General features: G+C 27.0%; 20 protein-coding genes. 18 read left to right on the forward strand and 2 right to left on the reverse strand.

Annotated elements, in window-relative coordinates:
• Positions 1-15: 15 nt before the first annotated feature.
• Both BGI42_RS01605 and BGI42_RS01610 read left to right on the forward strand, forming a co-directional pair.
• A complete protein-coding gene (locus tag BGI42_RS01605; protein ID WP_069678662.1) occupies positions 16-741 on the forward strand; it encodes a DUF3298 and DUF4163 domain-containing protein in 726 nt (241 codons plus the stop codon).
• A 64-nt stretch (positions 742-805) separates the two neighbouring features.
• Complete coding sequence (locus BGI42_RS01610; protein WP_069678663.1) at positions 806-1,654, forward strand: YitT family protein; 849 nt, start codon at positions 806-808, stop codon at positions 1,652-1,654.
• Between the two features lie 201 nt (positions 1,655-1,855).
• Here BGI42_RS01610 and hydE read toward each other — a convergent pair whose 3' ends face one another.
• Entirely contained in the window at positions 1,856-2,905 is a 1,050-nt protein-coding gene (gene hydE / locus BGI42_RS01615) for a [FeFe] hydrogenase H-cluster radical SAM maturase HydE (RefSeq protein ID WP_069678664.1), read from the reverse strand.
• Between the two features lie 185 nt (positions 2,906-3,090).
• Positions 3,091-5,760 carry a cation-translocating P-type ATPase gene (locus BGI42_RS01620; RefSeq protein ID WP_069678665.1) on the reverse strand — a complete coding sequence of 890 codons (2,670 nt, stop codon included), beginning with the start codon at positions 5,758-5,760 and terminating at the stop codon, positions 3,091-3,093.
• A 377-nt stretch (positions 5,761-6,137) separates the two neighbouring features.
• Here BGI42_RS01620 and BGI42_RS01625 point away from each other — a divergent pair, with 377 nt between their 5' ends.
• From BGI42_RS01625 to BGI42_RS01700, 16 genes are all read left to right on the forward strand, one after another.
• Positions 6,138-6,830, forward strand: coding sequence for a FadR/GntR family transcriptional regulator (locus tag BGI42_RS01625; RefSeq protein WP_069678666.1), 693 nt, complete (start codon positions 6,138-6,140; stop codon positions 6,828-6,830).
• A 303-nt stretch (positions 6,831-7,133) separates the two neighbouring features.
• Positions 7,134-8,663 carry an L-lactate permease gene (locus BGI42_RS01630; protein ID WP_069681010.1) on the forward strand — a complete coding sequence of 510 codons (1,530 nt, stop codon included), beginning with the start codon at positions 7,134-7,136 and terminating at the stop codon, positions 8,661-8,663.
• A gap of 24 nt (positions 8,664-8,687) precedes the next feature.
• Complete coding sequence (locus tag BGI42_RS01635; protein WP_069678667.1) at positions 8,688-9,476, forward strand: electron transfer flavoprotein subunit beta/FixA family protein; 789 nt, start codon at positions 8,688-8,690, stop codon at positions 9,474-9,476.
• 87 nt (positions 9,477-9,563) lie between these two features.
• Complete coding sequence (locus tag BGI42_RS01640) at positions 9,564-10,754, forward strand: electron transfer flavoprotein subunit alpha (protein ID WP_069678668.1); 1,191 nt, start codon at positions 9,564-9,566, stop codon at positions 10,752-10,754.
• A gap of 4 nt (positions 10,755-10,758) precedes the next feature.
• Positions 10,759-12,162, forward strand: a complete 1,404-nt coding sequence (locus tag BGI42_RS01645; RefSeq protein ID WP_069678669.1) for an FAD-binding oxidoreductase — start codon at positions 10,759-10,761, stop codon at positions 12,160-12,162.
• 336 nt (positions 12,163-12,498) lie between these two features.
• Positions 12,499-13,341, forward strand: a complete 843-nt coding sequence (locus tag BGI42_RS01650) for a patatin-like phospholipase family protein (RefSeq protein ID WP_069678670.1) — start codon at positions 12,499-12,501, stop codon at positions 13,339-13,341.
• Between the two features lie 162 nt (positions 13,342-13,503).
• Positions 13,504-14,718, forward strand: a complete 1,215-nt coding sequence (locus tag BGI42_RS01655) for an SEC-C metal-binding domain-containing protein (RefSeq protein ID WP_069678671.1) — start codon at positions 13,504-13,506, stop codon at positions 14,716-14,718.
• A 176-nt stretch (positions 14,719-14,894) separates the two neighbouring features.
• A complete protein-coding gene (locus tag BGI42_RS01660) occupies positions 14,895-15,962 on the forward strand; it encodes a mannose-1-phosphate guanylyltransferase (protein WP_069678672.1) in 1,068 nt (355 codons plus the stop codon).
• Between the two features lie 266 nt (positions 15,963-16,228).
• A complete protein-coding gene (locus BGI42_RS01665) occupies positions 16,229-16,810 on the forward strand; it encodes a zinc dependent phospholipase C family protein (RefSeq protein WP_069678673.1) in 582 nt (193 codons plus the stop codon).
• Positions 16,811-17,097: 287 nt separating this feature from the next.
• Positions 17,098-17,463, forward strand: a complete 366-nt coding sequence (locus BGI42_RS01670; RefSeq protein WP_069678674.1) for an ArsR/SmtB family transcription factor — start codon at positions 17,098-17,100, stop codon at positions 17,461-17,463.
• Between the two features lie 18 nt (positions 17,464-17,481).
• Positions 17,482-19,743, forward strand: coding sequence for a heavy metal translocating P-type ATPase (locus tag BGI42_RS01675; RefSeq protein ID WP_069678675.1), 2,262 nt, complete (start codon positions 17,482-17,484; stop codon positions 19,741-19,743).
• A gap of 408 nt (positions 19,744-20,151) precedes the next feature.
• Positions 20,152-20,784: a redox-sensing transcriptional repressor Rex gene (locus tag BGI42_RS01680; protein ID WP_069678676.1), complete on the forward strand. Its 633-nt coding sequence runs from the start codon at positions 20,152-20,154 to the stop codon at positions 20,782-20,784.
• A gap of 347 nt (positions 20,785-21,131) precedes the next feature.
• Positions 21,132-21,914, forward strand: coding sequence for a short-chain-enoyl-CoA hydratase (locus BGI42_RS01685; RefSeq protein ID WP_069678677.1), 783 nt, complete (start codon positions 21,132-21,134; stop codon positions 21,912-21,914).
• Positions 21,915-21,994: 80 nt separating this feature from the next.
• The gene (locus BGI42_RS01690; RefSeq protein WP_069678678.1) at positions 21,995-23,134 is read left to right on the forward strand and encodes an acyl-CoA dehydrogenase; all 1,140 of its coding nucleotides are present in this window, start codon (positions 21,995-21,997) and stop codon (positions 23,132-23,134) included.
• Between the two features lie 15 nt (positions 23,135-23,149).
• Positions 23,150-23,932 carry an electron transfer flavoprotein subunit beta/FixA family protein gene (locus tag BGI42_RS01695; protein ID WP_069678679.1) on the forward strand — a complete coding sequence of 261 codons (783 nt, stop codon included), beginning with the start codon at positions 23,150-23,152 and terminating at the stop codon, positions 23,930-23,932.
• Positions 23,933-23,954: 22 nt separating this feature from the next.
• Positions 23,955-24,962 (forward strand): electron transfer flavoprotein subunit alpha/FixB family protein, encoded by a 1,008-nt coding sequence (locus BGI42_RS01700; RefSeq protein WP_069678680.1) that lies wholly within the window; start codon positions 23,955-23,957, stop codon positions 24,960-24,962.
• Positions 24,963-24,965 lie beyond the last annotated feature (3 nt).

Below are 24,965 nucleotides of genomic sequence, written 5' to 3' on the forward strand. Positions count from 1 at the left end.
GAAGAAGATAGTATAATGCACTTAGTTTCAAATGTTTTATCAATATTTTTAATCCCTATAATATTATCTCAAAGTTATCCACAATTTATGTTTATAAATAATAGAATAAAAAACGACAATAATCTAAAAATTGTGGAAAAGTCTATAAATAAAAATTTAGATTATTTAAAAGAAGATATTAGAATTTTGCAAATTCAAGGTGGAAAAGATAGAAAAAAAATTAATAATATAAATTCTAAAATAAAATCCGACATTATTAATAGAGTTAGTGAAGCAGAAAAAATTTCAGAAGAATACTTTAAAGATATAAATATTAAACCTACATTTCCATATGAAATAATATCTAAATATGTTATTGAAAGAGATGATGATGAAATTTTAAGCTTTTATAATGATTATTATGAGTTCTTAGGAGGAGCACATGGAATGACTATAAGAACTTCATATACTATAGATAAAAACAAAGAGGAATTTATAAAGTTAAATGATTTATTTAAGTCAGGGTATGATTATTTAAGTATAATAAATAAAGAAATAAAAAAGCAAATAGAAAGCCATCCAGAAGATTATTTTGATTTAGGAAAAGAATTTAAAGGTATAAATAATGAACAAAATTTTTATTTAGATAAAAATAATATTATTATATATTATCAGTTATATGAGATAGCTCCTTACGTTTATGGTATTCCAGAATTTAAAATTCCTATAAGTTTATTTAAAGGAAATTTTATGTATAATTAGGGTTTAATTTGGATTGTATACATGATAATATTTACTTTATATATAAGATCTAATGGAGGTTTAAATGAAGAAGTTATTAAAAGAATATATAATAATAACTATAGGAATTATTATAGTTGCTACAGGACTTGAGGTATTTTTTTTCTCAAATAATATAGCATCAGGAGGAGTTTCGGGATTAGCATTGGTTTTGAATGAAGTTTTGGGAGTTGAGCCGGGGATAGTAATGATTGTATGTAATATAATATTATTTGTTGCAGCTTTTATATTTATTGGTGGTAATTTTGGAATAAAGAGTATATATGCAGCATTTGGTTTATCATTTCTATTGTCAGCAGTTGAAAAAATTTATAGCCCTATAGTAGTAACTAATAATTTAGTTTTAGTATCTATATTTGGAAGTGTATTAGTAGCAATGGGAACAGCAATTATGTATACTCAAAATGCTACTACAGGAGGTACTAGTATCATAGCTAAGATATTAAGTAAATATTTTCATATTGATTTTGGAAAGGCATTATTATTATCAGATTCTATAGTAATATTATTAGCAATTTATACATTTGGAATAGAATTAGGCTTGTTTGGATTATTAAGTGTATATTTAATAGGTACTTTGATAGATAAATTTATAGATGGATTTAATTTATCAAAACAAGTTATGATTTTTACAGAAAATGAAGAACTTGTAGCAAATTATATAATTAATGATGTTGGAAGAGGATGTACAGTTTTTTATGGTAAAGGTGGATATACTAAAAAACAAAATTGTGTTATTTTAACTATATTAAGTAGAGCGCAATTTATTAAGTTAAGACAATTTATGATAAAAAATGATTCTAACGCATTTATAACTGTAAATGAAACAACAGAAGTATTAGGCCAAGGATTTAAAAGCATATTAGATACTTAATGTGAATTTATATAAAAATAAAATTATTTTATTTGAAATTTTTATGATCAATTAAGTAAAAATTAAAAAGTTATATATTAAAGAATACATAAATCATTGAAAAACAGCCGTAAAGTATATATTATAAAGTAATAAATTGTAAGCTGTGATAAAATTAATTATAATTAATTTTATCACAGCTTATTTTATAAAAAATTTAGATTACTTACTTTTGTAAGAATTTGAATTTTTATTTCCTCTAAATCCATATCCATCAGAGACTTGTCTATTAATTGAAGCTACTTTTCCAGTTATACATCCTCTACAATGAGAAGGAGTATCTCCTGTACAAATTTTACCTGGATATAGTGCATAAAGTTTTCTATATTCACCTTCAGTTACATTTGGCATAACTACATTAGCACCACTTTGAAGTGCTATAATACGACCATTTTTATGTAATGATTCCATTGCTGTAGTAGCAGGGATGTTTATGTCAGGAAGTAATAATCTAGTTATAGACATTACTTTTAAAGCTAAAATAAGATTTCCACCTTCTGCATCTTTTAGCGGAGTATCTTCATTTGGAATAAAAGGACCAATGCCAATCATGTCAGCATTTATTTTTTTGAAAAATAAAATATCATTTGCTAAAGAATCTAATGTTTGATTTGGTAGTCCTACTAATACACCTGTACCAACTTCATAATCTAAATCACCTAAATCTTTTAAACATTTTAATCTAGCTTGAAAATTCATTAAAGGATCCATTTCTTCATAAAGTTTTTTATCAGTAGTTTCAATACGGATTAGATATCTATCAGCCCCAGCTTCTTTAAAAGCTTTGTATTCATCGTATGTTTTTTCACCTAAACTTAAAGTTAGAGCAACATCTAATTTTTTAATTTCTTTTATTATTTCTACCATTCTCTCTTTTGTGAAAAAATCATCTTCACCACCTTGAAGAACTATTGTTTTATATCCATAAGATACAGCTTTTTTTGCAAAATCAATAATCTCATCTTTGCTTAGTCTATATCTTTTTATATTTTTATTATCTCTTCTTAATCCACAATATAAGCAATTTCTCTTGCATATGTTAGTAAATTCTATAAGACCTCTTAAATGTACAATATTGCCTAAATATTTTTCTCTTACACTATCAGCAGCATGAAATAAATCATCATTTATATCATCACATGATAATAGTTTTAATATTTCATCTTTACTTAATTCATGCGTAGTAATTGCTTTTTCAATTAAATTTTTCATGTATCCTCCATAATTTTAATTTATTAATAATACTTAAATTTAGTATACTATATAAAAAATAAGAGTTAAAGGAAGATACTTTACCAATTAACTCTTATTCTTATTACAATACTATTTTATATGTTGAATAATAAATACAAATATAAAGTACAAAATATTTGTAAGCATATGAAAATATACTTAATTTAAGCCACTTGTTTTTTTTCTTTAATATTACCATCTTTGTTTTTAATATTAATATCACTATCTTTTTCAGAATCATATTTAATCATTTTATATATTTGAATTATTATTGTTGGAAGGAAAGCAAATAAGTATATATATCCTAAATTTGTTTTGCTTAATGGAACAACTTCAAATAATGATTGTAATGGTGGAACTAATAGAACTAAATTTAATAATATTAATCCAATTCCGAAAGCTATCCAACTAAACTTATTTTCAAATAAACCTAATTTAAATATAGATTTTCGTCCTCTACAATTAAAACCATGGAATAATCTAGCTAAACATAATGTAGCAAATGCCATAGTACTAGCAGTTCCAACTGGACCATTTGATAATCCAATATGATAAGAAGTAACAGTAGCAACTGCAATTAGTAGTCCGTCAAATAATATACTCTTAATGAAGTTTTTGTTTAAGATTGATTCTTTACTGTTTCTAGGCTTTTCATTTAAAACATCTTTTGTTGATTTTTCCATACCTATTGCAATAGCAGGTAAACTATCAGTAAGTAAATTTATAAATAATAAATGTACAGCAGCAAAAGGCACTGGTAAAGCTCTTAAAGAGGCATATAATACAGCTAATATTCCAGAGGTATTTCCAGAGAGTAAAAATCTAATTGAATTTTTTATATTAGCATAAATATTTCTACCATTACTTATTGATTTAACTATAGTTGCAAAGTTGTCGTCAGTTAATATCATAGAAGCAGCATCTTTTGAAACTTCTGTACCTGTTATACCCATTGCAATACCAATATCAGCTTGTTTTAAAGCAGGAGCATCATTTACACCATCACCAGTCATAGAAACTATTTTGTTTTTACTTTGCCATGCTTTAACTATTCTAATTTTGTGTTCTGGAGATACTCTAGCATAAACAGAAATGTGTTCTAATTTATCTAATAACTCTTTATCAGACATTTTATCTAATTCAATACCATTAACAGATACATCGTTTTTTTGTAGTATTCCTATTTCTTTAGCAATAGCAGAAGCTGTAATTTTATGGTCTCCTGTAATCATTACTGGTTTAATTGAAGCTTTAATACAATCACGTACAGCAGCTTTTGATTCCTCTCTAGGTGGATCTATCATGGAAATTAATCCAACAAATATAAAATCTTTTTCATCATCTAAAGATAATTCTTTATTATTATCTAATTTTTTATATCCGAATGATAGTACTCTTAATCCATTAGAAGATAATTCATGATTAATCTTATTTATATCATCTATATCTTTTTCAGTAATTTTTCTTATGCCATTAGATGTTTTTATTAATGCTGTTCTTTTTAATAATACGTCAATAGCACCTTTTGTAATCATTAAATACTCATCATTTATATTATGAAGTGTACTCATTAATTTTCTATCTGAATCAAAAGGAATTTCACTTAATCTAGGATGTTCTTTTCTATAATCAACTTCATTTATATTAAAATTATGACCTAAATTAATCAAGGCTACCTCAGTAGGATCACCAAGTTCTTTACCATCAATAGATGTAGAATCATTACAAAGTATAGAACTATTTATTAAAAATTTGGAAAGTGGATCATTTAAATTAATTTCTTTAGAAGTTATTAATTTATCATCTACAAAGATACTTTTAACAGTCATTTTATTTTGGGTTAAGGTACCTGTTTTATCTGAACAAATTACAGATACACAACCTAAACCTTCAACAGCCCTAAGATTTTTAATAATAGCATGCTCTTTAGACATTTTTTGAGTTCCTATAGAAAGAACTATGGTAACTATTGAACTAAGAGCTTCTGGGATAGCTGCAACTGCAAGAGCAACAGCAAACATTAATGAATCTAATATAGTATTGTTTCTATAAACATTTAAAGCAAATACAATTCCACAAATAATAATTACTCCAATAGCTAATTTTTTTGAAAAATCATCTAAAGATACTTGAAGAGGTGTTTGCTTTTCTTCAGTTTCCTCCATTAAAGTGGCTATTTTGCCTAATTCAGTATTCATACCAGTACTTGTTACAAGCACTGTACTTCTTCCATAAGTTACAAGGGAACTTGAAAAAACCATATTTTTTTGATCACCTAAAGCTACTTCAGGTTTATCTATTTTTTCGGAAATTTTATCTACACTTTCTGATTCACCTGTTAAAGAGCTTTCATTAACTTGTAATGAAAAACTTTCAATTATTCTTCCATCTGCAACTATTAAGTCTCCGGCTTCTAACATTAAGATATCACCTGGTACTACGTCTTTGGATGGAATTTCTATTTTATTAGAATTTCTAATAACTTTAGCAGTAGGAGAAGATAGCGCCTTTAAACTGCTTAATGATTGCTCAGCTTTGACATATTGAACTGTACCTAAGATTGCATTTACAGTTATAACAACTAAAATAACAATAGTACTTTCAATATTTCCAGTTGCTATAGATATAATTGCAGCAGCTATTAGAATAATAACTAATAAATCCTTAAATTGATCTAAAAATATAGAAGTAATACTCTTTTTCTTTTTTTCTGTCAAGGTATTATCCCCATATTTATCTAATTGATTTTTTACTTGTTCTTCGGTAAGACCTTTTAAAGTTACATTAAAATTTTTTAAAGTATCCTCAGGACTTTTATAAAAATATTTTTCCATCTCATTTTATCTCCTTCTTATATTAATTATCATATACTAAAAATAGCAAGCAACATTCTTATATATAGTTTGCTCATTATTTTATTTCAAATGCTTAAAGAATAAAAAAAGACTTTTAATATAATTTCATTTTTGAAATTATATTAAAAGTCTCGTTACCCAAAAGGTTATAACACCAGGTTAGTAAATAACCGAGCATGTTGATGTTATATTATAACTACTCCCTTTTAATTAAGGATTATATTTTAATATATTTAAAACTAATATATTCTAATTTCAAGGTATTGTCAATTGAATTTTACTATAATTAGAAATTAATATTAAATTTTAGTTATGATATAATTAATAATAAAATAATTGAAGAGGAGATAATCTTTATGTTTACACCTATAAAGACACCAAAAGTATATGATCAAGTTATAGAACAAATAAAATTAAAAATAAAAAGTGGTGAACTCAAAAAAGGTGATAAGCTTCCATCAGAAAGAGAAATGTCAGAAAGTCTTTGCGTTTCTCGTACTTCAGTAAGAGAGGCTATAAAAGCATTAGAAGTAATAGGTCTTATCGAAAGTAGACAAGGTGCAGGAAACTTTATAAAAACTAATTTTGATAATTCACTTTTTGAACCTTTATCTGTAATGTTTATGCTTCAAGAAAGTTCTCTTAAAGAAATGTATGACTTAAGAAAAACTTTAGAATTAGAATGTGGAAGATTAGCATCAAAGAATATAAAAGATAATGAGTTAGAGCACTTAAGTGCCATATTAGATAGAATGTATCAATCTGAAACAGAAGAAGAAAGTTTAGAATTGGATATAAAATTTCATTATGTTATAGTAAAATCAGCTAGAAATGTTTTACTTACTAATATATTGGAAGTAATATCTCAATTAATGGATGAATTTATAAGAACATCGAGAATGCAAATTTTACATACTGATAATAGTAGAGAAATATTATTGTCAATGCATGAAGATTTAGTTAAAGCATTAAAATTTAGAGATGAAAAAGCGATTCAAAGTGCAATGGAAAAACATTTTGATTTAATATGGAAAGCATATGGTTATTAAGAATAATTAAATATTCTTAGGTGAAATATTGTTAATAAAATGTCAAATAAAAAGTTCTTATAAAAATAAAAAGAGTTTTTTTTATTTTTATAGGAGCTTTTTTATATGGATTTTACTATTAAAAAACTTTGTAATAAACAAACGATAGCTATTTAAATAGATTTTTTTAGAACACAAACGCTGTAAATGTTTTCTGTTAATTTAATAACAATTATTTACATGTAAAACTTTTAAATATATAATAATAATTGTAAGTGGTAGTACCAATTTCAAATTGGTATGATATATTACCAAAATGGAGGGATAACCGTGTACATTTTATTTGTTTTAGCTTGTATTCCTATTATTTGGCTTATGATTTCGTTAGGAAAGCTTAAGGTTGCAGGTCACAAGGCATGTCCTACAGCTCTCTTAATAACAGTATTACTTGCTATATTCATTTGGAAAATGAATATTACTGATGCAATTACCTCTACTTTGGAAGGTGTAGCGTTAGCATTATGGCCTATAATGCTTGTCATTATAGCAGCAGTTTTTACTTACAATTTATCTATTCACACAGGTAGTATGGACATTATAAAAAAAATTATGACAAGCGTAACAACAGATAAAAGAATCTTGGTACTTATCTTAGCTTGGGGATTTGGAGGGTTCCTTGAAGCTATAGCAGGATTTGGTACAGCAGTAGCTATACCAGCAAGTATTCTTGCAGCATTAGGTTTTGAACCAGTATTTGCAGCAATTATTTGCTTAATAGCAAATACAACTCCAACAGCTTTTGGTGCCATAGGGTTACCAATAATAACATTATCGCAAATTACAGAATTAGATATACATCATTTATCTTATGCTATAACAATTCAATTAGCTGTAATGATAATAATTATTCCATTTATACTAGTTGCTTTAACTGGAAAAGGTATTAAATCAATAAAAGGAGTTTTTGGAATTACATTAATATCAGGTGTATCATTTGCGATTCCTCAAGTATTTGTTGCAAAATTTATGGGTGCTGAATTACCAGCAGTAATAGGTTCAGTAGTTTCTATGGTATTAACAATTTTTGTAGCAAAGAAATTCTATAATAATTCAGAAAATAAGACAAGTACTAAAGAAAAAATCACATTTAGTCAAGGATTTAAAGCATGGTTACCATTTATACTAGTATTTTTATTCGTAATGATATGTTCACCATTGTTTAAATCAATATATGAACCATTATCAAAAATAAAGACGTCTGTACAAATATATACAGGAGTAGGAGGCAAACCATATACTTTTTCATGGATTGTTACTCCGGGAGTATTAATAATACTAGCAACTTATGTTGGAGGTCTATTACAAGGATGCAAATTCAAAGAAATTAGTTTAGTTCTATTTAACACTATGAAACAAATGGTTAAATCTTGTATAACAATAGTTTCAATTGTATCTTTAGCAAAAGTTATGGGTTACAGTGGAATGATTAAATCTGTAGCAGATGTTTTAGTTATTATAACAGGAAGCTTTTATCCACTAATAGCCCCTATAATAGGAGCACTTGGGACATTTATAACAGGAAGTGATACTTCAGCTAATGTTTTGTTTGGTGAGTTACAAGTACAAGCTGCTAATTCAATTGGAGCAAATCCTTATTGGATTGCAGGAGGAAATGTAATGGGAGCAACTGCAGGAAAAATGATTTCTCCTCAAAGTATAGCAGTTGCAACGGCAGCAACCAATCTTGTTGGTAGTGAAGGAAAGATTTTAAATTCAACATTAAAAGTTTGTTTATTTTATATTGTTTTATCAGGATTATTAGTATATTTCTGTGGACCACTATTTGGATTTTAGAATATATTTTTAGGAGGTATTTACATGAATATTTTAGTTTGTATTAAACAAGTACCAGGAACTTCAAAGGTAGAAGTTGATCAAGCCACTGGAGTATTAAAAAGAGATGGTATTGATTCAAAAATGAATCCATATGACTTATATGCATTAGAAACAGCATTGAGAATAAAAGAAAGCAAAGGTGGAACTGTAAAAGTTTTAAGTATGGGACCAAATCAAGCTCTTAGCGTAATTAAAGAAGCTTATAGCATGGGGGCTGATGATGGTGCATTATTATCAGATAGAAAATTTGGAGGTGCTGATGTTTTAGCAACATCATATACAATATCTCAAGGTGTAAGAAAAATGGGAGATTTTCAATTAATAATTTGTGGAAAGCAAACTACTGATGGAGATACAGCTCAAGTAGGTCCTGAGATGGCTGAGTATTTAAATATACCTCATGTAGCAAATGTTGAGAGAATAATAGAAGTTAAGGAGGAATCAGTTATAGTTGAAATGGATATGCCAGAAACTTTAGAAGTAGTTGAAATTTCATATCCATGTTTAATAACTGTAAATAAAGGAATATTTGAGCCAAGGCTTCCGTCTTATAGGAAGAAAATTGCAACTAAAGATAAAAAAATTTCAATTATGAGTTTAGCTGATTTTGAAGATAGAAATGAAAAGAAATACGGATTAAATGGTTCACCAACTCAAGTTGAAAGAATATTTCCACCAGAAGTTAATGATGATAGAGAAATGTGGACAGGTGATTCAAATGAATTAGTTGAAAAGATAGAACATAAATTAAAAGAGTTTAAATTTATTTAACTATAAAAATTTAGACAAATTCTTATAATATAGTATTAAAAAGGTTTAAAGTGTATAAATAAAGCATTAATCAAGGAGGAATGATTTATGGCAAAGTTAGTTGTTAATCAAGAAAAAATAACTAATAAAGAAGAGTTAATAAAAATATGCCCATTTGGTGCTCTTGAGATAAATAATGGAAAAGTTGAGATAAATGGAGCTTGTAAAATGTGTAAGCTTTGTGTAAAAAAAGGTCCAAAAGGAGCAGTTGAATATATTGAAGACGAAGTAAAAGCGATAGATAAAAGTTTATGGAGAGGAATATCCGTTTATGTAGATCATGTTAATGGAAAAATTCACCCTGTAACGTATGAATTAATTGGTAAAGCTAGAGAATTAGCAGCTAAAATAAATCACCCTGTTTATTGTGTATTTATTGGACATAACATTCTAGATGAAGCAAAAGAGTTATTACATTATGGAGTAGATAAGGTATTTGTATATGATGATGAAGAATTAAAAGATTTTAGAATAGAAACTTATGCAGCAGCTTTTGAAGAGTTTATTAAGAAAGTTAAACCATCATCAATATTAGTTGGAGCTACAACAATAGGTAGATCATTAGCACCTAGAATTGCTGCTAGATTTAGAACAGGTCTTACAGCAGATTGTACCATACTTGATATAAAAGAAGATACTGATTTAGTACAAATTAGACCAGCATTTGGTGGTAACATAATGGCTCAAATAGTTACTCCTAATTCAAGACCACAACTTGCAACAGTAAGATATAAAGTAATGACAGCACCAGAAAGAAAAGATGAAACTAACGGTGAAATAATTAAATGTGAAATCAAAAAAGACAAACTCAATTCTGGTATTAAAGTTCTTGAAATTAAAGAAAAGAATACAGAAGTTGGAATAAGTGATGCTGAAGTAATAGTAGCAGCAGGTAGAGGAGTTAAATCAGAGAAAGACTTAACAATGATAAAAGAACTTGCAGAACTATTAGGAGCAGAGTTTGCATGTACTAGACCTTTAATTGAAGCAGGATGGGTTGATGCAAAAAGACAAATTGGTTTAAGTGGTAGAACAGTAAGACCAAGACTTATAATAACTTGTGGGATTTCAGGAGCAGTTCAATTTTCAGCAGGTATGAATAATTCAGATTATATATTTGCTATTAATAGTGATGAGAAAGCACCTATATTTAAAGTTGCTCATTACGGAATAGTTGGCAATATGTATGATATTATTCCACAACTTATAGAAAAAGTAAAAATGAGTAAGGGGGCATAAGGCTATGACTTATAAAAATATTGATATTAAAGATTATGAATATATATTATCTATTGCAGAAAATGATAAAGAGAGAGTTTTCTTTGGCGATGAAATAAATGAAGATTATAGCCATGATGAATTAGGTGGAATAAAGAAAATGCCTGATATTGTAGTTCAAGCTATAAGTACTGAAGAAGTTTCAAAAATAATGAAATATGCTTATGAAAATTCTATTCCAGTTACTCCAAGAGGTTCTGGTACAGGTCTTGTAGGTGCAGCTGTTCCGATAAAAGGTGGAATAGTTATAGATCTTTGTAGAATGAATAAAATATTAGAACTAGATGAAGAAAATCTTACACTTACATTAGAACCAGGTGTATTACTTATGGAAATAGGTAAATACGTTGAAGAATTTGATTTATTTTATCCTCCAGATCCAGGTGAAAAATCAGCTACTATAGGTGGTAATATAAGCACTAATGCAGGTGGTATGAGAGCAGTAAAATATGGTGTTACTAGAGATTATGTAAGAGGTTTAGAAGTAGTACTACCTAATGGTAAAGTAGTAGAACTTGGTGGAAAAGTAGTTAAAAATAGTTCAGGATATTCATTAAAGGATCTAATAATAGGAGCAGAAGGAACTTTAGGTATAGTAACTAAAGCAATATTAAAGCTATTACCATTACCTAAGAAGTCATTAAGTTTACTTATACCATTTCCCACATTAGAAAATGCAATAGATACAGTACCTAAAATAATTAAATCAAAGACAATTCCAACAGCAATTGAGTTTATGCAAAGAGAAGCTATATTAGCAGCAGAAGAATTTTTAGGAAAGAGTTTTCCAGATAAATCATCAGATGCATATCTTTTATTAACTTTTGATGGGAACTCAACAGAAGAAATTGAAAAAGCATATGAAAATGTAGCTAATATATGTTTGGATGCAGATGCCATAGATGTATTTATATCTGATACTGAAGAAAGACAAGAATCAATTTGGTCAGCTAGGGGATGTTTCCTTGAGGCAATAAAAGCATTAACAACAGAAATGGATGAAGTTGATGTAGTTGTTCCAAGAAATAAAATAGGTGAATTCGTTAAATTCACTCATGAGCTTGAAAGTAAATATAATATTAGAATAAAGAGTTTTGGACATGCTGGAGATGGAAATTTACACATTTATATATTAAGAGATCTATTAGATGAAAATGTATGGTATGAAAAACTTGAATTAGTAATGAAAGATATGTATGATAAGTCAAATGAATTAATGGGACAAGTATCAGGAGAACATGGAATAGGTTTTGCTAAAAAACCTTATTTAAAAGAATCTCTATCTGATGATATAATTTCAGTAATGGAGGGAATTAAATTATCATTTGATCCTAAAAATATATTAAATCCAGGAAAAATATTCAAATAAATAATCTCTCAATTTAGATAAACTATTTTAACAAGGGTATACCAAATAAATTTTGGTATACTCTTTTTATGACTAGCAAAAGTATTAATATAATATATAAATAAAGGTTATAAATTCATATATTATATTTTTTTGTACAAAATTTCATGTAAAATTACTAAAAATGCTAATATAATAGTTAGCATTTTTAGTTAATTTTTAATTACAAAACACTTTTTAATTTATTATGTTTATATAGATAATAATGTTTTATAGAAAAAAAATGAAAATTATCTTATAATTTCTATATTGGTAGTACAATAATATAGAATTTATAAATAAAGGAGACTAAATAATATGACAGGTCTTGTTTTAGAGGGAGGAGCATTTAGAGGGCTTTTTACAGCTGGGGTTTTAGATGCTTTATTAGATATGAATTTAGACATGAAATATATAGTTGGTGTATCTGCTGGAATAACAAATGGTTATTCATATGTTTCTAGACAAAGAGGTAGAAATCTAGAAGTTATGGAAAAATTTATAAATCATAAAAGATATGTTGGATATAGAAATCTATTAAAATGTAAATCTATAATGGATATGGATTTTGTTTTTGATGAGATTCCAAATGAGCATTGTCCTTTTGATTATGAGACTTTTGATAAATTTGATGGTAAGGTATTGGCTGGAAGTGTTAATGTTAATACTGGTGAAGTAGAGTATTTTGATAAAAAACATATAGAAAACCAAAATACTATACTTAGAGCTACATGTTCAATTCCACTTTTGTTTCAATTTGTTGAAATAAAAAATCAATTTTATGCTGATGGTGGGTTAATAGATGCAATACCTATAAAAAAATCTGTTTTTGATGGAAATAATAAAAATATAATAGTTTTAACAAGAAATGAAGGATATAGAAAACATGAATCCAAAGTAAGCAAATTTGTTTATAAATTATATAGAAAAAGATATCCTAAATTAGCTGAAGCTTTGAAAAATAGACATATTCAATATAACAATCAATTAGATTATTGCAAAGAATTAGAGAATAAAAACGAAGCTATAATTATAAGACCAACAATAGAAATGAATATAGGAAGATTTGAAAGAGATAAAAATAAATTGAAAGAAATTTATAATAATGGCTATAATGAAACAATAAAAATTAGGGAAAAATTAATAAAATTTATTGATTAGAATAAAGTTAATTTGTTTTAAAATGATTATATATAATTAAATTATATATAAAAGATTGAGTAGATTTTATTTATTTACATATAATGTTTAGATAAAATTTGAGTTATATAATAAAATGTATACTTAGGAGATAAAATTTAGATAAAAAAGGAGAATAGTTACTTGATTAAGAAGGAATGTTCTAAAAAATATATGAATAATGAATTTATTGAAAATAAAGAAAATGATGAATCAGCAGAATTATATGATAATATGATGGATGATTTATTTGAAAAGTATGAAAATAAGATGAATAGAATGTTTGTAAAAGGCGTATATTCTTTTGAAGTATCTGAACAATTAAAATCATTATCTAAAGAAGCAATTTATAGCATAGCTAGAAATCTAGGAATGAGTAGAATTTCAACATTAAATAAGGATGCTTTAATTGAAAAAGTACTTACTGAATATAATGAAATAATTGAAAAACAATTTATATATTTTGAAGAAGAGAGATTTGATATCTTAAAGAATTATATTAATAATGGTGGAGTAAAAGTTTTTGATGAAATTGATACTTATGAACTTAGTAGAACAGCATACTTTATGCAACAGGGAATTATATTTCCATCAACAAAAGATGAAAAAGCAGTATTTTTAATGCCTAAAATAGTTCAAGATATAATAAGAGAAAAAGAGAATAGTGAATATACAAATAGATTAAAAAAGAATAGAGAAATATTAGATTTATATAGAGGATTAAATAAGGCGTATGGTATTGTAAATACTAAAGATGTTATAAGTTTATTACAAAGATATGATATAGATAATTCTGAGGAATTTAATATAAATGAAATAATAAAAGAGGCTCAATATTATTATAGAGAGTATAGAGAAGAAAAAGGATTTTTTATAAATAATAATATAGAAAATTGGTCAGATTTATTAAATGATATAGAGAAAGATAATAATAATTTAGAATATTGTAATATAAATAAAAATGAATTATTAAATATGATTGATCATGAGTGGATATATAAAAGTAAATTTGGAAAAGCATTTTTAAAAGAATTTACTAATATATTTGAGATTAAAAAAGAAATGGTATATCAAATAATGGATGATTTATCTTTTGATATTCAAGATAATAATATAGATGAAACTATAAATAGTTTATTAGAATTAATAAATGCTGATAATATAGAGCTTAGAAATTATATAAAGGGCTTAGCAAATAAATTTTTAAGTAATATAAGACTTTGGAAATATAAAGGTGCCACACTTAATGAAATAAATGGAAAAGATAAAGAAGTAAAGACAAAAATAACTGTTGGTAGGAATGACCCTTGTATTTGCGGTAGTGGAAAGAAATATAAAAAATGTTGTGGAAAAAACTAAATTAATGTTTTATTATCAATAATATAATAATAAAGAACTACTTACTTATTCAGTAGTTCTTTTAATTTTGATAATTTTTTCTTTCGTGGTTTGGTTTATAAATAAAATTGTTTTTTCACAAATATTAATAATTATACATATATTGAATTAGTATCATTACTTGGAGTTGAAAATACGTGATATACGGTTTGATATTAGCTGGAGGAAAAGGAAGTAGATTATATCCATTATCAAGAAATAATCAACCAAAACAATTCCTTAAAGTTATTAATGACAAAAGCTTTTTAGTTAATACAGTAGAAAGAATAAAACCATTAATAGATAGAGAAAATATTTACGTTGTAACTAATACAGATTATGAAAATAAGATAAAAGAAGAGATTCCAAATATAAAAAAAGAAAATATTTTTATAGAGCCTGCCAATAAAGAAACTGCTACGTGTATAGGGCTTTCTGCAGTAAAACTTTTAAAACAAGATGCAGATGCAATTATGGTAGTTTTGCCATCAGACCATTATATTCAGGGTGAAAAAGAATATTTAGATACTTTATCACAAGCAGTAGAAATGGCTAATAAAAAAAGATGTATAGTAACTTTAGGTATAGAACCCACACGTCCAGAGACAGGGTATGGATATATAGAAATGGGTGATAGATACTCAGGTAATATATCTACTTATAAAATTGCTAGATTTACGGAAAAACCAAATTTAGAAATAGCAAAAGACTTTTTATTAAAAGGAACTTATTTATGGAATTCTGGTATGTTTGTGTTTAGAGCAGATGTGATATTGAGAGAAATAGAAAAATACATTCCTAAAATGCATAAATCATTAATGGAAATATATAAGCATGTAGGAGAAGAAGACGAAGAAAAGGTAATTAAAGAACAATATGATATTATTGATGGAATATCAATTGATTTTGGAGTTATGCAAAAGACTAGAAAAGCATTTGTAATAAAGTGTGATTTTAATTGGGATGATATAGGAAGTTTTAATGCTCTAAGTAGATTTTTAGGTAAATATAGAAATAATAGTGTATCTAAAAATGTTTATATGGAAGATTGCGAAAGTTGTTCAGTATTTGGAGGAAAAAATTTAATAATAGGTTTTGGAATAAAGGACTTAGTAATAGTAGATGCAGGTGATGTTATTTTAGTTATGGATAAGAATAGAGATCAAGAGATAAAGCATTTATTAAATAAATTAAATAGTGAGGACAAATATAATAAATTTTTATAGTTTTTAAAATAAGAGTGTTAAAAAGCATATTATTTAATTATTATGATACTTTTTAATATTCTTATTTTTTATTTGTTAATAATTGCATCTATTAATTGAAAAATATTAAAAAAATATAATATTTTTCTATAAATAACATAAAAAATATTAATAAAAACATTGTAAATTAGCTTATATAATATTATTATATGAGTATACTAATTAGTTGTTATTTAATATAAATATTATATTGATAATGACAAATGAGAGGGCGTGTATAGAATTTGATGATGAATACTCATAAAATTATTGCACAAAATATTTTGAATTATACAAATAGTAAGAGTATATATCTAATTAATGATTATAGATTTATATGGGGAAATATAAAACCAGATTGTGTACTTAAATATAAAATGATAAAACATTACTTCATTGAAAGTATAGATATAATGATAAAGAAAATTGAGAGACTATGTTCTTTATCTTTACAGGACATTTATTACAAGGTATCAGTTAATAAGTTTAGCGAAGAGCTTGGAGTAATTTGTCATTTCATGTGTGATTATTTTTGTGCTCCTCATTATTATAGATGGGAGTTTAAAAGTACAAGTCAAGTTAAGAATCATGTTATGTATGAAAAAGATTTGGGGAAAATAGCAAAAGAGTTCAATTCAAAAGGGTGTATAACTTCAAGCATAGATATAGATAATATTAAAGAATTTATCTATGATTTACAAAATCAATATAAAGGTTCTTTAGATTTTAAGAATGATTTAACTTATGCTTATTATGTTTGTAACAGCATAGTTAATATGGTTTTAAATAGAGTATTTTTAAATGAATGCAGTTTATCGAAAGTAGTATAAGGCACATTCAAATAAATAACTAGTCAATATGCTAGTTTATTTTGTGAACTATTTCTTCCTTGGAACCTAATAATAGTACAACTATTAGCAGAACCAAAATCATTGTATTTCACAAAATATATGTGGCATCTTTGACTTGTTATCCATTTTCATATGTCTAATTAAATTTTTAAGAAACTTATTTTTATAAGTTTCTTTTTTTAGTTGCATAAATAAAATTAAAGGCATATAATATAAGAAAACATATGAACAATAAAGCATATGTTCATATAAATGGAGGAGTTATTATGAATAATGAAAATAATTTTGTAGAAAATTGTAAATGCAATATTATACATGAAGATATAGTGATGAAAGTAAAAGATTTATTGCCACAAGAAGAAATTTTATATGATTTAGCTGAATTATTTAAAGTATTTGGTGATTCTACAAGGATTAAAATAATATGTGCATTATTTGAATCAGAATTATGTGTTTGTGATATGGCAGCTCTTTTAGGAATGACTCAATCTGCAATATCTCATCAGCTAAGAACATTAAAATCAGCTAGACTAGTTAAGTTTAGAAGAGAGGGCAAAGTAATTTATTATTCACTTGATGATGAACACATAAAACATATATTTGATGAGGGATTTAAACATATTACTGAATAAAGGGGGATTATATTAATTATGGATGATGAAATGAAACTTTCACTTAATGGACTAGATTGTGCTAATTGTGCTAATAAAATTGAAAGAAAAGTTAATGATATGGAAGATGTTGAAGAAGCAAATATGAATTTTTCTTTAGGTAAGTTAACTGTTAAATTACATGAAAATAAAGATAAAGAAAAAGTTTTTAATTTAATTAAAGATATAGTTAAGAAATTAGAGCCACATGTAATTGTAACAGATGAAAAAGATGTTTTTAACAACAAGGTAAATATAAATAAATTAAATTATAGTTGTAAAAAACCATGTTGTAGTCATGAAAGCTGTGCTACTCACAATAATGGAAATAGCACACATGTTCATGTTAAAAAATATAATCATTCAGAAAATATATCACATGATAATAAAACAAATAGTACAACCAAGTTATTTGATAAAAAAAAGTTTTTCTATGAAAATCAAGTATCTATTATAGGATTAATTTTATATATAATAGCAATATTATTTAGGGAAGAGAATTATTTAAATACATCTATATTTATTTTTAGTTATATATTAATTGGAGGAGAAGTATTAAAAATTGCTTTTAAGAATATTTTAAGAGGAGAAATTTTTGATGAAAATTTTTTAATGACTATAGCTACAGTTGGAGCATTAGCAATAGGGGAATATCCGGAAGCAGTCGGGGTTATGATGTTTTATAAAATAGGAGAATTGTTTCAAGGTTATGCTGTAAATAAATCAAGAAAATCTATAACATCACTTATGAATATACGTCCAGAATATGCAAATATAATTACTAACCAAGGTGAACAGAAAGTGTCTCCAGAAGAAGTTAAAAAAAATGACTTTATAGTTGTGAAACCAGGGGAAAGGATACCACTTGATGGGGTAGTGATAGAAGGAACTGGTAGTATAGATACTTCAGCATTAACAGGAGAATCACTTCCAAGAGAAATTAATGTTGGTGATGAATTATTATCAGGAAGTATAAATTTAAATTCAGTTATAAAATTGAAAGTTACTAAAATGTTTAGTGAATCAACTGTATCAAAAATATTAAACTTGGTAGAAAATTCTAGTAGTAAAAAGGCTAAAACAGAAAAATTTATTACTAAGTTTTCAAGATTATATACACCAATAGTAGTATTTTTAGCAATAGCAGTTGCAATAATTCCACCAATTTTAATTAAAGGAGAAGTATTTTCAGATTGGTTATATAGAGCATTAATATTTTTGGTTATATCATGTCCATGCGCATTAGTTATTTCTGTACCTTTAGGATTGTTTGCAGGGATTGGAGGAGCATCTAAAAAAGGTATTTTAATAAAGGGTGGAAATTATATTGAAGTGTTAAAAAATGTTGATACAGTAGTATTTGATAAAACAGGTACTTTAACAAAAGGAACATTTAAAGTTTCAGAAATTAATGCTATAGACATGGAAAAAGAAGATTTCTTAAGAATTTCAGCATTAGGTGAAAGTTTTTCAAATCATCCAATTGCTAAATCAATAGTAAAGGAATTTAAAGGTGAATTAAAAAAAGATAATGTGGAAGATTATAAAGAATTATCAGGTCATGGTATAAAAGCTGTGATTGAGGGTAAAAATGTAATTTTAGGTAATTATAAATTACTTGAAGATAATAATATTAATTTAAAAAAAGTAGAAAAAGCAGGGACTGTGGTATATGTTTCAATAGATGGTAAGTATAGTGGAAATATAGTTATAGCAGATGAAATAAAAGAAGATTCAATTAAAGCAATTAAAAAATTAAAAACTACTGGAATAAAAAGAACTGTAATGCTTACTGGAGATAATAATATTGTAGCCAATAGCGTAGCTAAAGTAATAGGTATAGATGAAGTGAAAAGTGAGCTTCTGCCTGGAGATAAAGTATTAGAAATAGAAAAATTAATAACTAATAACCAGTCAAAAGGAAAAGTAATGTTTGTTGGAGATGGTATAAATGATGCACCAGTTCTTGCTAGAGCAGATGTAGGAATTGCAATGGGAGGAATAGGATCTGATGCAGCAATAGAAGCAGCAGATGTTGTTTTAATGAAAGATAATCCATTAGCATTATCTGATGCAATAAAAATATCTAAAAAAGTAAATTTAATATTATGGCAAAATATAATTTTTGCTCTTGGAGTTAAAATTTTTGTTTTAGTTTTAGGTGCTTTTGGAATAGCTAATATGTGGGAAGCAGTATTTGCAGATGTAGGTGTTACATTGATAGCTATTTTAAATTCTATGAGGAGCTTAAAAAACAATTAAGTAAGAAATTATATTTTGATTTTATTTATAAAATAATAATAAGAGCAGTTAATATCCATAACTGCTCTTATTATTGGTGGTATTTTACATTCATATTTTTGTGTAAAAATTAATTATTAATAATAAGCCTAGAAAAAAATAAAATTTTGTATTATGATAAAATATAGATGATTTTTATACAGATTTACAATTCATCTATAAATAATAATTATTTATAGATGTGTTTAAAAGATTTTATATGTGTTTTTAGTAAGTTATTAAAATAACATTTATTTCAATAATGAGTATGTTAAAATAATATCTTTTAATTTGTTAAAATTCTAAATTTTAAGGTTTAGTAAAATGATTAATAATAAATTGTATTTTTAGAGAAAAGATTAAATATAAATAAAAATAAGGAGTAATGGTATGGATAAAAATAAAAATATATCTATGGCAGTTGTAAAGAGATTGCCTAAATATCATAGGTATCTTAACGAACTGATGAAAAACGATGTAGACAGAATATCATCAAAAGAACTTGGAGAAAAGATAGGATTTACAGCATCTCAAATTAGACAGGATTTAAATTGTTTTGGTGATTTTGGTCAACAGGGATATGGATATAATGTTAAAGAATTATATACACAAATAAATTCAATATTAGGTCTAGATAAGGAGTATAATGCTGTTTTAATCGGAGCAGGTAACATAGGTCAAGCGATAGCTAATTATACTAGATTTGATAAATTAGGAATTATGATAACTGCTATTTTTGATGCCAATCCTAAACTTATAGGGATAAAAATAAGAGATATTGAAATAAGAGATATTGATGAATTAGGAAGTTTTCTTAATTTTAATTCTACAGCTATTGGTGTTATATGTGTACCTAAAAAAAGTGCACAAAAAGTTAGTGATGAATTAATAAAGGGAGGAATAAAAGGTATTTGGAATTTTGCACCTATAGATTTAGTTGTACCAGAAGATGTAAAAGTTGAAAATGTTCATTTAAGTGATAGTATATCAACATTAATTTATCAATTACATCAACAAAGCTAAGAGTGAGAATTTGAGGGGTTATATAAAAAATATGTTAATAATACAATATTTTATTGCAAATAATACTTATAAGTATTATAATTTAAGAAAAGAAAAAATATTGTTTGCATATTTTTTTATGAACAATTGTTAATATTATAACAATTGGTAACAATTGTTGACATAATAAGACTATTTAAGGCCTTTTATTTTTAAGTTTAATTGTTAATATTATAACAATTTTAATTAGAAAATAATTTGCTAAGAATAAGAGTTGTTATAATAATTTTTACCATATCTAAAATCTAAAAATAAAAAAATTTTAATAAAAAAGTACAAGTATATAGGTTTAAGGGAGGATTATGAAAATGGAATTAAAAAATGTAATTCTTGAAAAAGAAGGTCATTTAGCAACTGTTATAATTAACAGACCAAAAGCTTTAAATGCATTAAATTCAGAAACATTAAAAGACTTAGACGTAGTTTTGGAAAATTTAGAAAATGATAGTAATATATATGCAGTTATTTTAACTGGTTCAGGAGAAAAATCTTTCGTTGCTGGAGCTGATATATCAGAAATGAAAGATCTTAATGAACAACAAGGTAAAGAATTTGGTGAATTAGGAAACAAAGTTTTCTTAAGATTAGAAAAGTTAAACAAGCCTGTAATAGCAGCTATTTCAGGATTCGCTTTAGGTGGTGGATGCGAATTAGCTATGGCATGTGATATAAGAATAGCATCAGAAAAAGCAAGATTTGCTCAACCAGAAGCAGGACTTGGAATAACTCCAGGTTTTGGTGGTACTCAAAGATTACCAAGAATAGTTGGAATGGGTAAAGCTAAAGAATTAATTTATACTTGTGCTCAAGTAAAAGCTGATGAAGCATTAAGAATAGGATTAGTAAATAAAGTAGTTTCATTAGAAAACTTAATGGATGAAGCAAAAGCTATGGCAGAAAAAATAATAGTTAATGCTCCAGTAGCTGTTAAGCTTTGTAAGGATGCAATAAATAGAGGAATGCAAGTCGATATAGATAAGGCTGTGTTAATAGAAGCAGAAGATTTTGGAAAATGTTTCTCAACTGAAGATCAAAAAGAAGGTATGACTGCTTTCTTAGAAAGAAGAGAAAAGAATTTCCAAAATAAATAATTAAAAATTAAGTTAAAAATCTAATAGGTTTTTATATAATTGATCATCAATAGAGTGTAATCAATAAGGAGGGTAATTTAATGAATTTCCAATTAACTAGAGAACAAGAATTAGTACAACAAATGGTTAGAGAATTCGCTCAAAATGAAGTGAAACCAATTGCTGCTGAAGTGGATGAAACTGAAAGATTTCCAATGGAAAACGTTGAAAAAATGGGTAAAATAGGTATGATGGGAATACCATTTGCTAAAGAATTTGGAGGAGCAGGTGGAGATGTTCTTTCATATATAATGACAGTTGAAGAATTATCAAAAGTATGTGCTACAACAGGTGTTATAGTTTCAGCTCATACTTCATTATGTGCATCTGTAATAAATGAAAATGGTACTCCAGAACAAAAAGCAAAATATTTACCAGATCTTTGTCAAGGTAAGAAAATCGGTGCTTTTGGTTTAACTGAACCAGGTGCTGGAACAGATGCTGCTGGTCAACAAACAACAGCTGTATTAGATGGAGATCATTATGTATTAAATGGATCAAAAATCTTCATAACTAATGGTGGAGTAGCTGAAACTTTCATAATATTTGCTATGACTGATAAGAGTAAAGGAACTAAAGGAATTTCAGCTTTCATAGTTGAAAAGAGCTTCCCAGGATTCTCAATCGGTAAATTAGAAGATAAAATGGGAATCAGAGGATCTTCAACAACTGAACTTGTAATGGAAGAGTGTATAGTACCAAAAGAAAACTTAATTGGTAAAGAAGGTAAGGGATTTGGTATAGCAATGAAGACTCTTGATGGAGGAAGAATTGGTATAGCTGCTCAAGCTTTAGGTATTGCAGAAGGTGCATTTGAAGAAGCTGTTAATTACATGAAAGAAAGAAAACAATTTAAGAGACCATTATCAGCTCAACAAGGTTTACAATGGTATATTGCTGAAATGGACGTTAAGATAGAAGCTGCAAGACATTTAGTATATAAAGCTGCTTGTAAGAAACAAAATAAACAACCATACTCAGTAGATGCTGCAAGAGCTAAATTATTTGCTGCAGAAGTGGCTATGGAAGTTACAACTAAAGCAGTTCAAATATTCGGTGGATACGGATATACTAAAGAATATCCAGTAGAAAGAATGATGAGAGATGCTAAGATAACTGAAATATATGAAGGAACTTCAGAAGTTCAAAAAATGGTTATCGCAGGAAGCATTTTAAGATAGGGGAGGACTTATAGAATGAATATAGTAGTTTGTGTAAAACAAGTTCCAGATACTACAGCTGTAAAGATTGATCCTAAGACAGGTACACTAATAAGAGATGGTGTTCCATCAATCATGAATCCAGAGGATAAACATGCATTAGAAGGTGCATTACAATTAAAAGAAACTATTGGAGCAAAAGTAACAGTTATAAGCATGGGACTTCCAATGGCTAAAGCAACATTAAGAGAAGCTTTATGTATGGGAGCTGATGAAGCTATCCTATTAACTGATAGAGTATTAGGAGGAGCTGATACTTTAGCTACTTCAAAAGCATTAGCAGGAGTTATTGCTAAATTAGATTATGATATAGTATTTGCAGGAAGACAAGCTATCGATGGAGATACTGCTCAAGTTGGACCAGAAATAGCTGAGCATTTAAATATCCCTCAAGTTACTTATGTTCAAGGCGTTGAAGCAAAGGGAGATAAAGAATTAATAGTTAACAGAGCTTTAGAAGATGGATTTGAAAAAATACAAATACAAACTCCATGTCTATTAACTGCAATTGAAGAACTTAATGAACCAAGATACATGAGTGTTGCTAAAATATTTGCAACTTCTGATGATCAAATTAAGGTTATGAGTGCAGATGATATAGATGTAGATAAAGCTGAATTAGGACTTAAAGGATCACCTACAAAGGTTAAAAAGTCAATGACTAAAGAAGTTAAAGGTGCAGGCGAAGTTATTAATAAGCCAGCAAAAGAATCAGTAGCTTACGTTGTAGAAAAACTACAAGAAAAACACTACATCTAGTATAATAGGAGGGTAATTTATTATGAATATAGCAGATTACAATGGCGTTTGGGTATTTGCAGAACAAAGAGAAGGCCAATTACAAAAAGTATCTTTAGAATTACTTGGAGAAGGTAGAAAAATTGCTGATAAATTAGGTGTTAAATTAACAGCTTTATTATTAGGTAACAATATAGAAAATTTAGCTAAGACATTAGGAGAACATGGTGCTGATGAAGTTTTAGTTGCAGAAGATAAAAACTTAGAACACTACACTACTGATGCATACACAAAAGTTATTTGTGACTTAGCAAATGAAAGAAAACCAGGAATATTATTTATAGGAGCTACTTTTATAGGAAGAGACTTAGGTCCAAGAGTTGCTGCTAGATTATCTACTGGATTAACTGCTGACTGTACATCTTTAGATGTTGAAGTTGAAGGTGGAGCTTTATTAGCTACTAGACCTGCATTTGGTGGTAACTTAATGGCTACTATTGCTTGTCCAGAACACAGACCACAAATGGCTACAGTAAGACCAGGAGTATTTGGAAAAATTACTACTGATGCAAGTAAATGCAATATAGAAAAAGTTGAAGCTAAACTTTCTGATAGTGATGTCAGAACTAAGGTATTAGAAATAATAAAAGAACACAAAGATGTTGTAGATATATCAGAAGCTAAAGTTCTTGTAGCTGGTGGTAGAGGAGTAGGTTCTAAAGAAAACTTTGCTTTATTACAAGAATTAGCAGTAGCATTAGATGGAACAGTAGCTGGATCAAGAGCAGCTGTTGAAAATGGATGGATAGAAAGAGATTACCAAGTTGGTCAAACTGGTAAGACTGTAAGACCATCAATCTACATTGCTTGTGGTATTTCAGGAGCAATCCAACACGTTGCTGGTATGCAAGAATCAGATATGATTATAGCTATCAACAAAGATGAAACTGCACCAATCATGCAAGTTGCTGATTATGGTATAGTTGGAGATGTAAGTAAAGTATTACCTGAATTAATAGCTCAAGTTAAAGAAGTTAAGAGTGCTGAATAGTAT

Origin of the sequence: Clostridium taeniosporum (assembly GCF_001735765.2) — a bacterium.
In the GTDB taxonomy this organism is placed as follows: Bacteria; Bacillota; Clostridia; order Clostridiales; family Clostridiaceae; genus Clostridium; species Clostridium taeniosporum.

Coding starts and splice junctions, on each gene's coding strand:
- BGI42_RS01605 (WP_069678662.1), top strand. CDS start 16: ATGCACTTAGTTTCAAATGTTTTATCAATATTTTTAATCCCTATAATA.
- BGI42_RS01610 (WP_069678663.1), top strand. CDS start 806: ATGAAGAAGTTATTAAAAGAATATATAATAATAACTATAGGAATTATT.
- hydE (WP_069678664.1), bottom strand. CDS start 2,905: ATGAAAAATTTAATTGAAAAAGCAATTACTACGCATGAATTAAGTAAA.
- BGI42_RS01620 (WP_069678665.1), bottom strand. CDS start 5,760: ATGGAAAAATATTTTTATAAAAGTCCTGAGGATACTTTAAAAAATTTT.
- BGI42_RS01625 (WP_069678666.1), top strand. CDS start 6,138: ATGTTTACACCTATAAAGACACCAAAAGTATATGATCAAGTTATAGAA.
- BGI42_RS01635 (WP_069678667.1), top strand. CDS start 8,688: ATGAATATTTTAGTTTGTATTAAACAAGTACCAGGAACTTCAAAGGTA.
- BGI42_RS01640 (WP_069678668.1), top strand. CDS start 9,564: ATGGCAAAGTTAGTTGTTAATCAAGAAAAAATAACTAATAAAGAAGAG.
- BGI42_RS01645 (WP_069678669.1), top strand. CDS start 10,759: ATGACTTATAAAAATATTGATATTAAAGATTATGAATATATATTATCT.
- BGI42_RS01650 (WP_069678670.1), top strand. CDS start 12,499: ATGACAGGTCTTGTTTTAGAGGGAGGAGCATTTAGAGGGCTTTTTACA.
- BGI42_RS01665 (WP_069678673.1), top strand. CDS start 16,229: ATGATGAATACTCATAAAATTATTGCACAAAATATTTTGAATTATACA.
- BGI42_RS01670 (WP_069678674.1), top strand. CDS start 17,098: ATGAATAATGAAAATAATTTTGTAGAAAATTGTAAATGCAATATTATA.
- BGI42_RS01675 (WP_069678675.1), top strand. CDS start 17,482: ATGGATGATGAAATGAAACTTTCACTTAATGGACTAGATTGTGCTAAT.
- BGI42_RS01680 (WP_069678676.1), top strand. CDS start 20,152: ATGGATAAAAATAAAAATATATCTATGGCAGTTGTAAAGAGATTGCCT.
- BGI42_RS01685 (WP_069678677.1), top strand. CDS start 21,132: ATGGAATTAAAAAATGTAATTCTTGAAAAAGAAGGTCATTTAGCAACT.
- BGI42_RS01690 (WP_069678678.1), top strand. CDS start 21,995: ATGAATTTCCAATTAACTAGAGAACAAGAATTAGTACAACAAATGGTT.
- BGI42_RS01695 (WP_069678679.1), top strand. CDS start 23,150: ATGAATATAGTAGTTTGTGTAAAACAAGTTCCAGATACTACAGCTGTA.
- BGI42_RS01700 (WP_069678680.1), top strand. CDS start 23,955: ATGAATATAGCAGATTACAATGGCGTTTGGGTATTTGCAGAACAAAGA.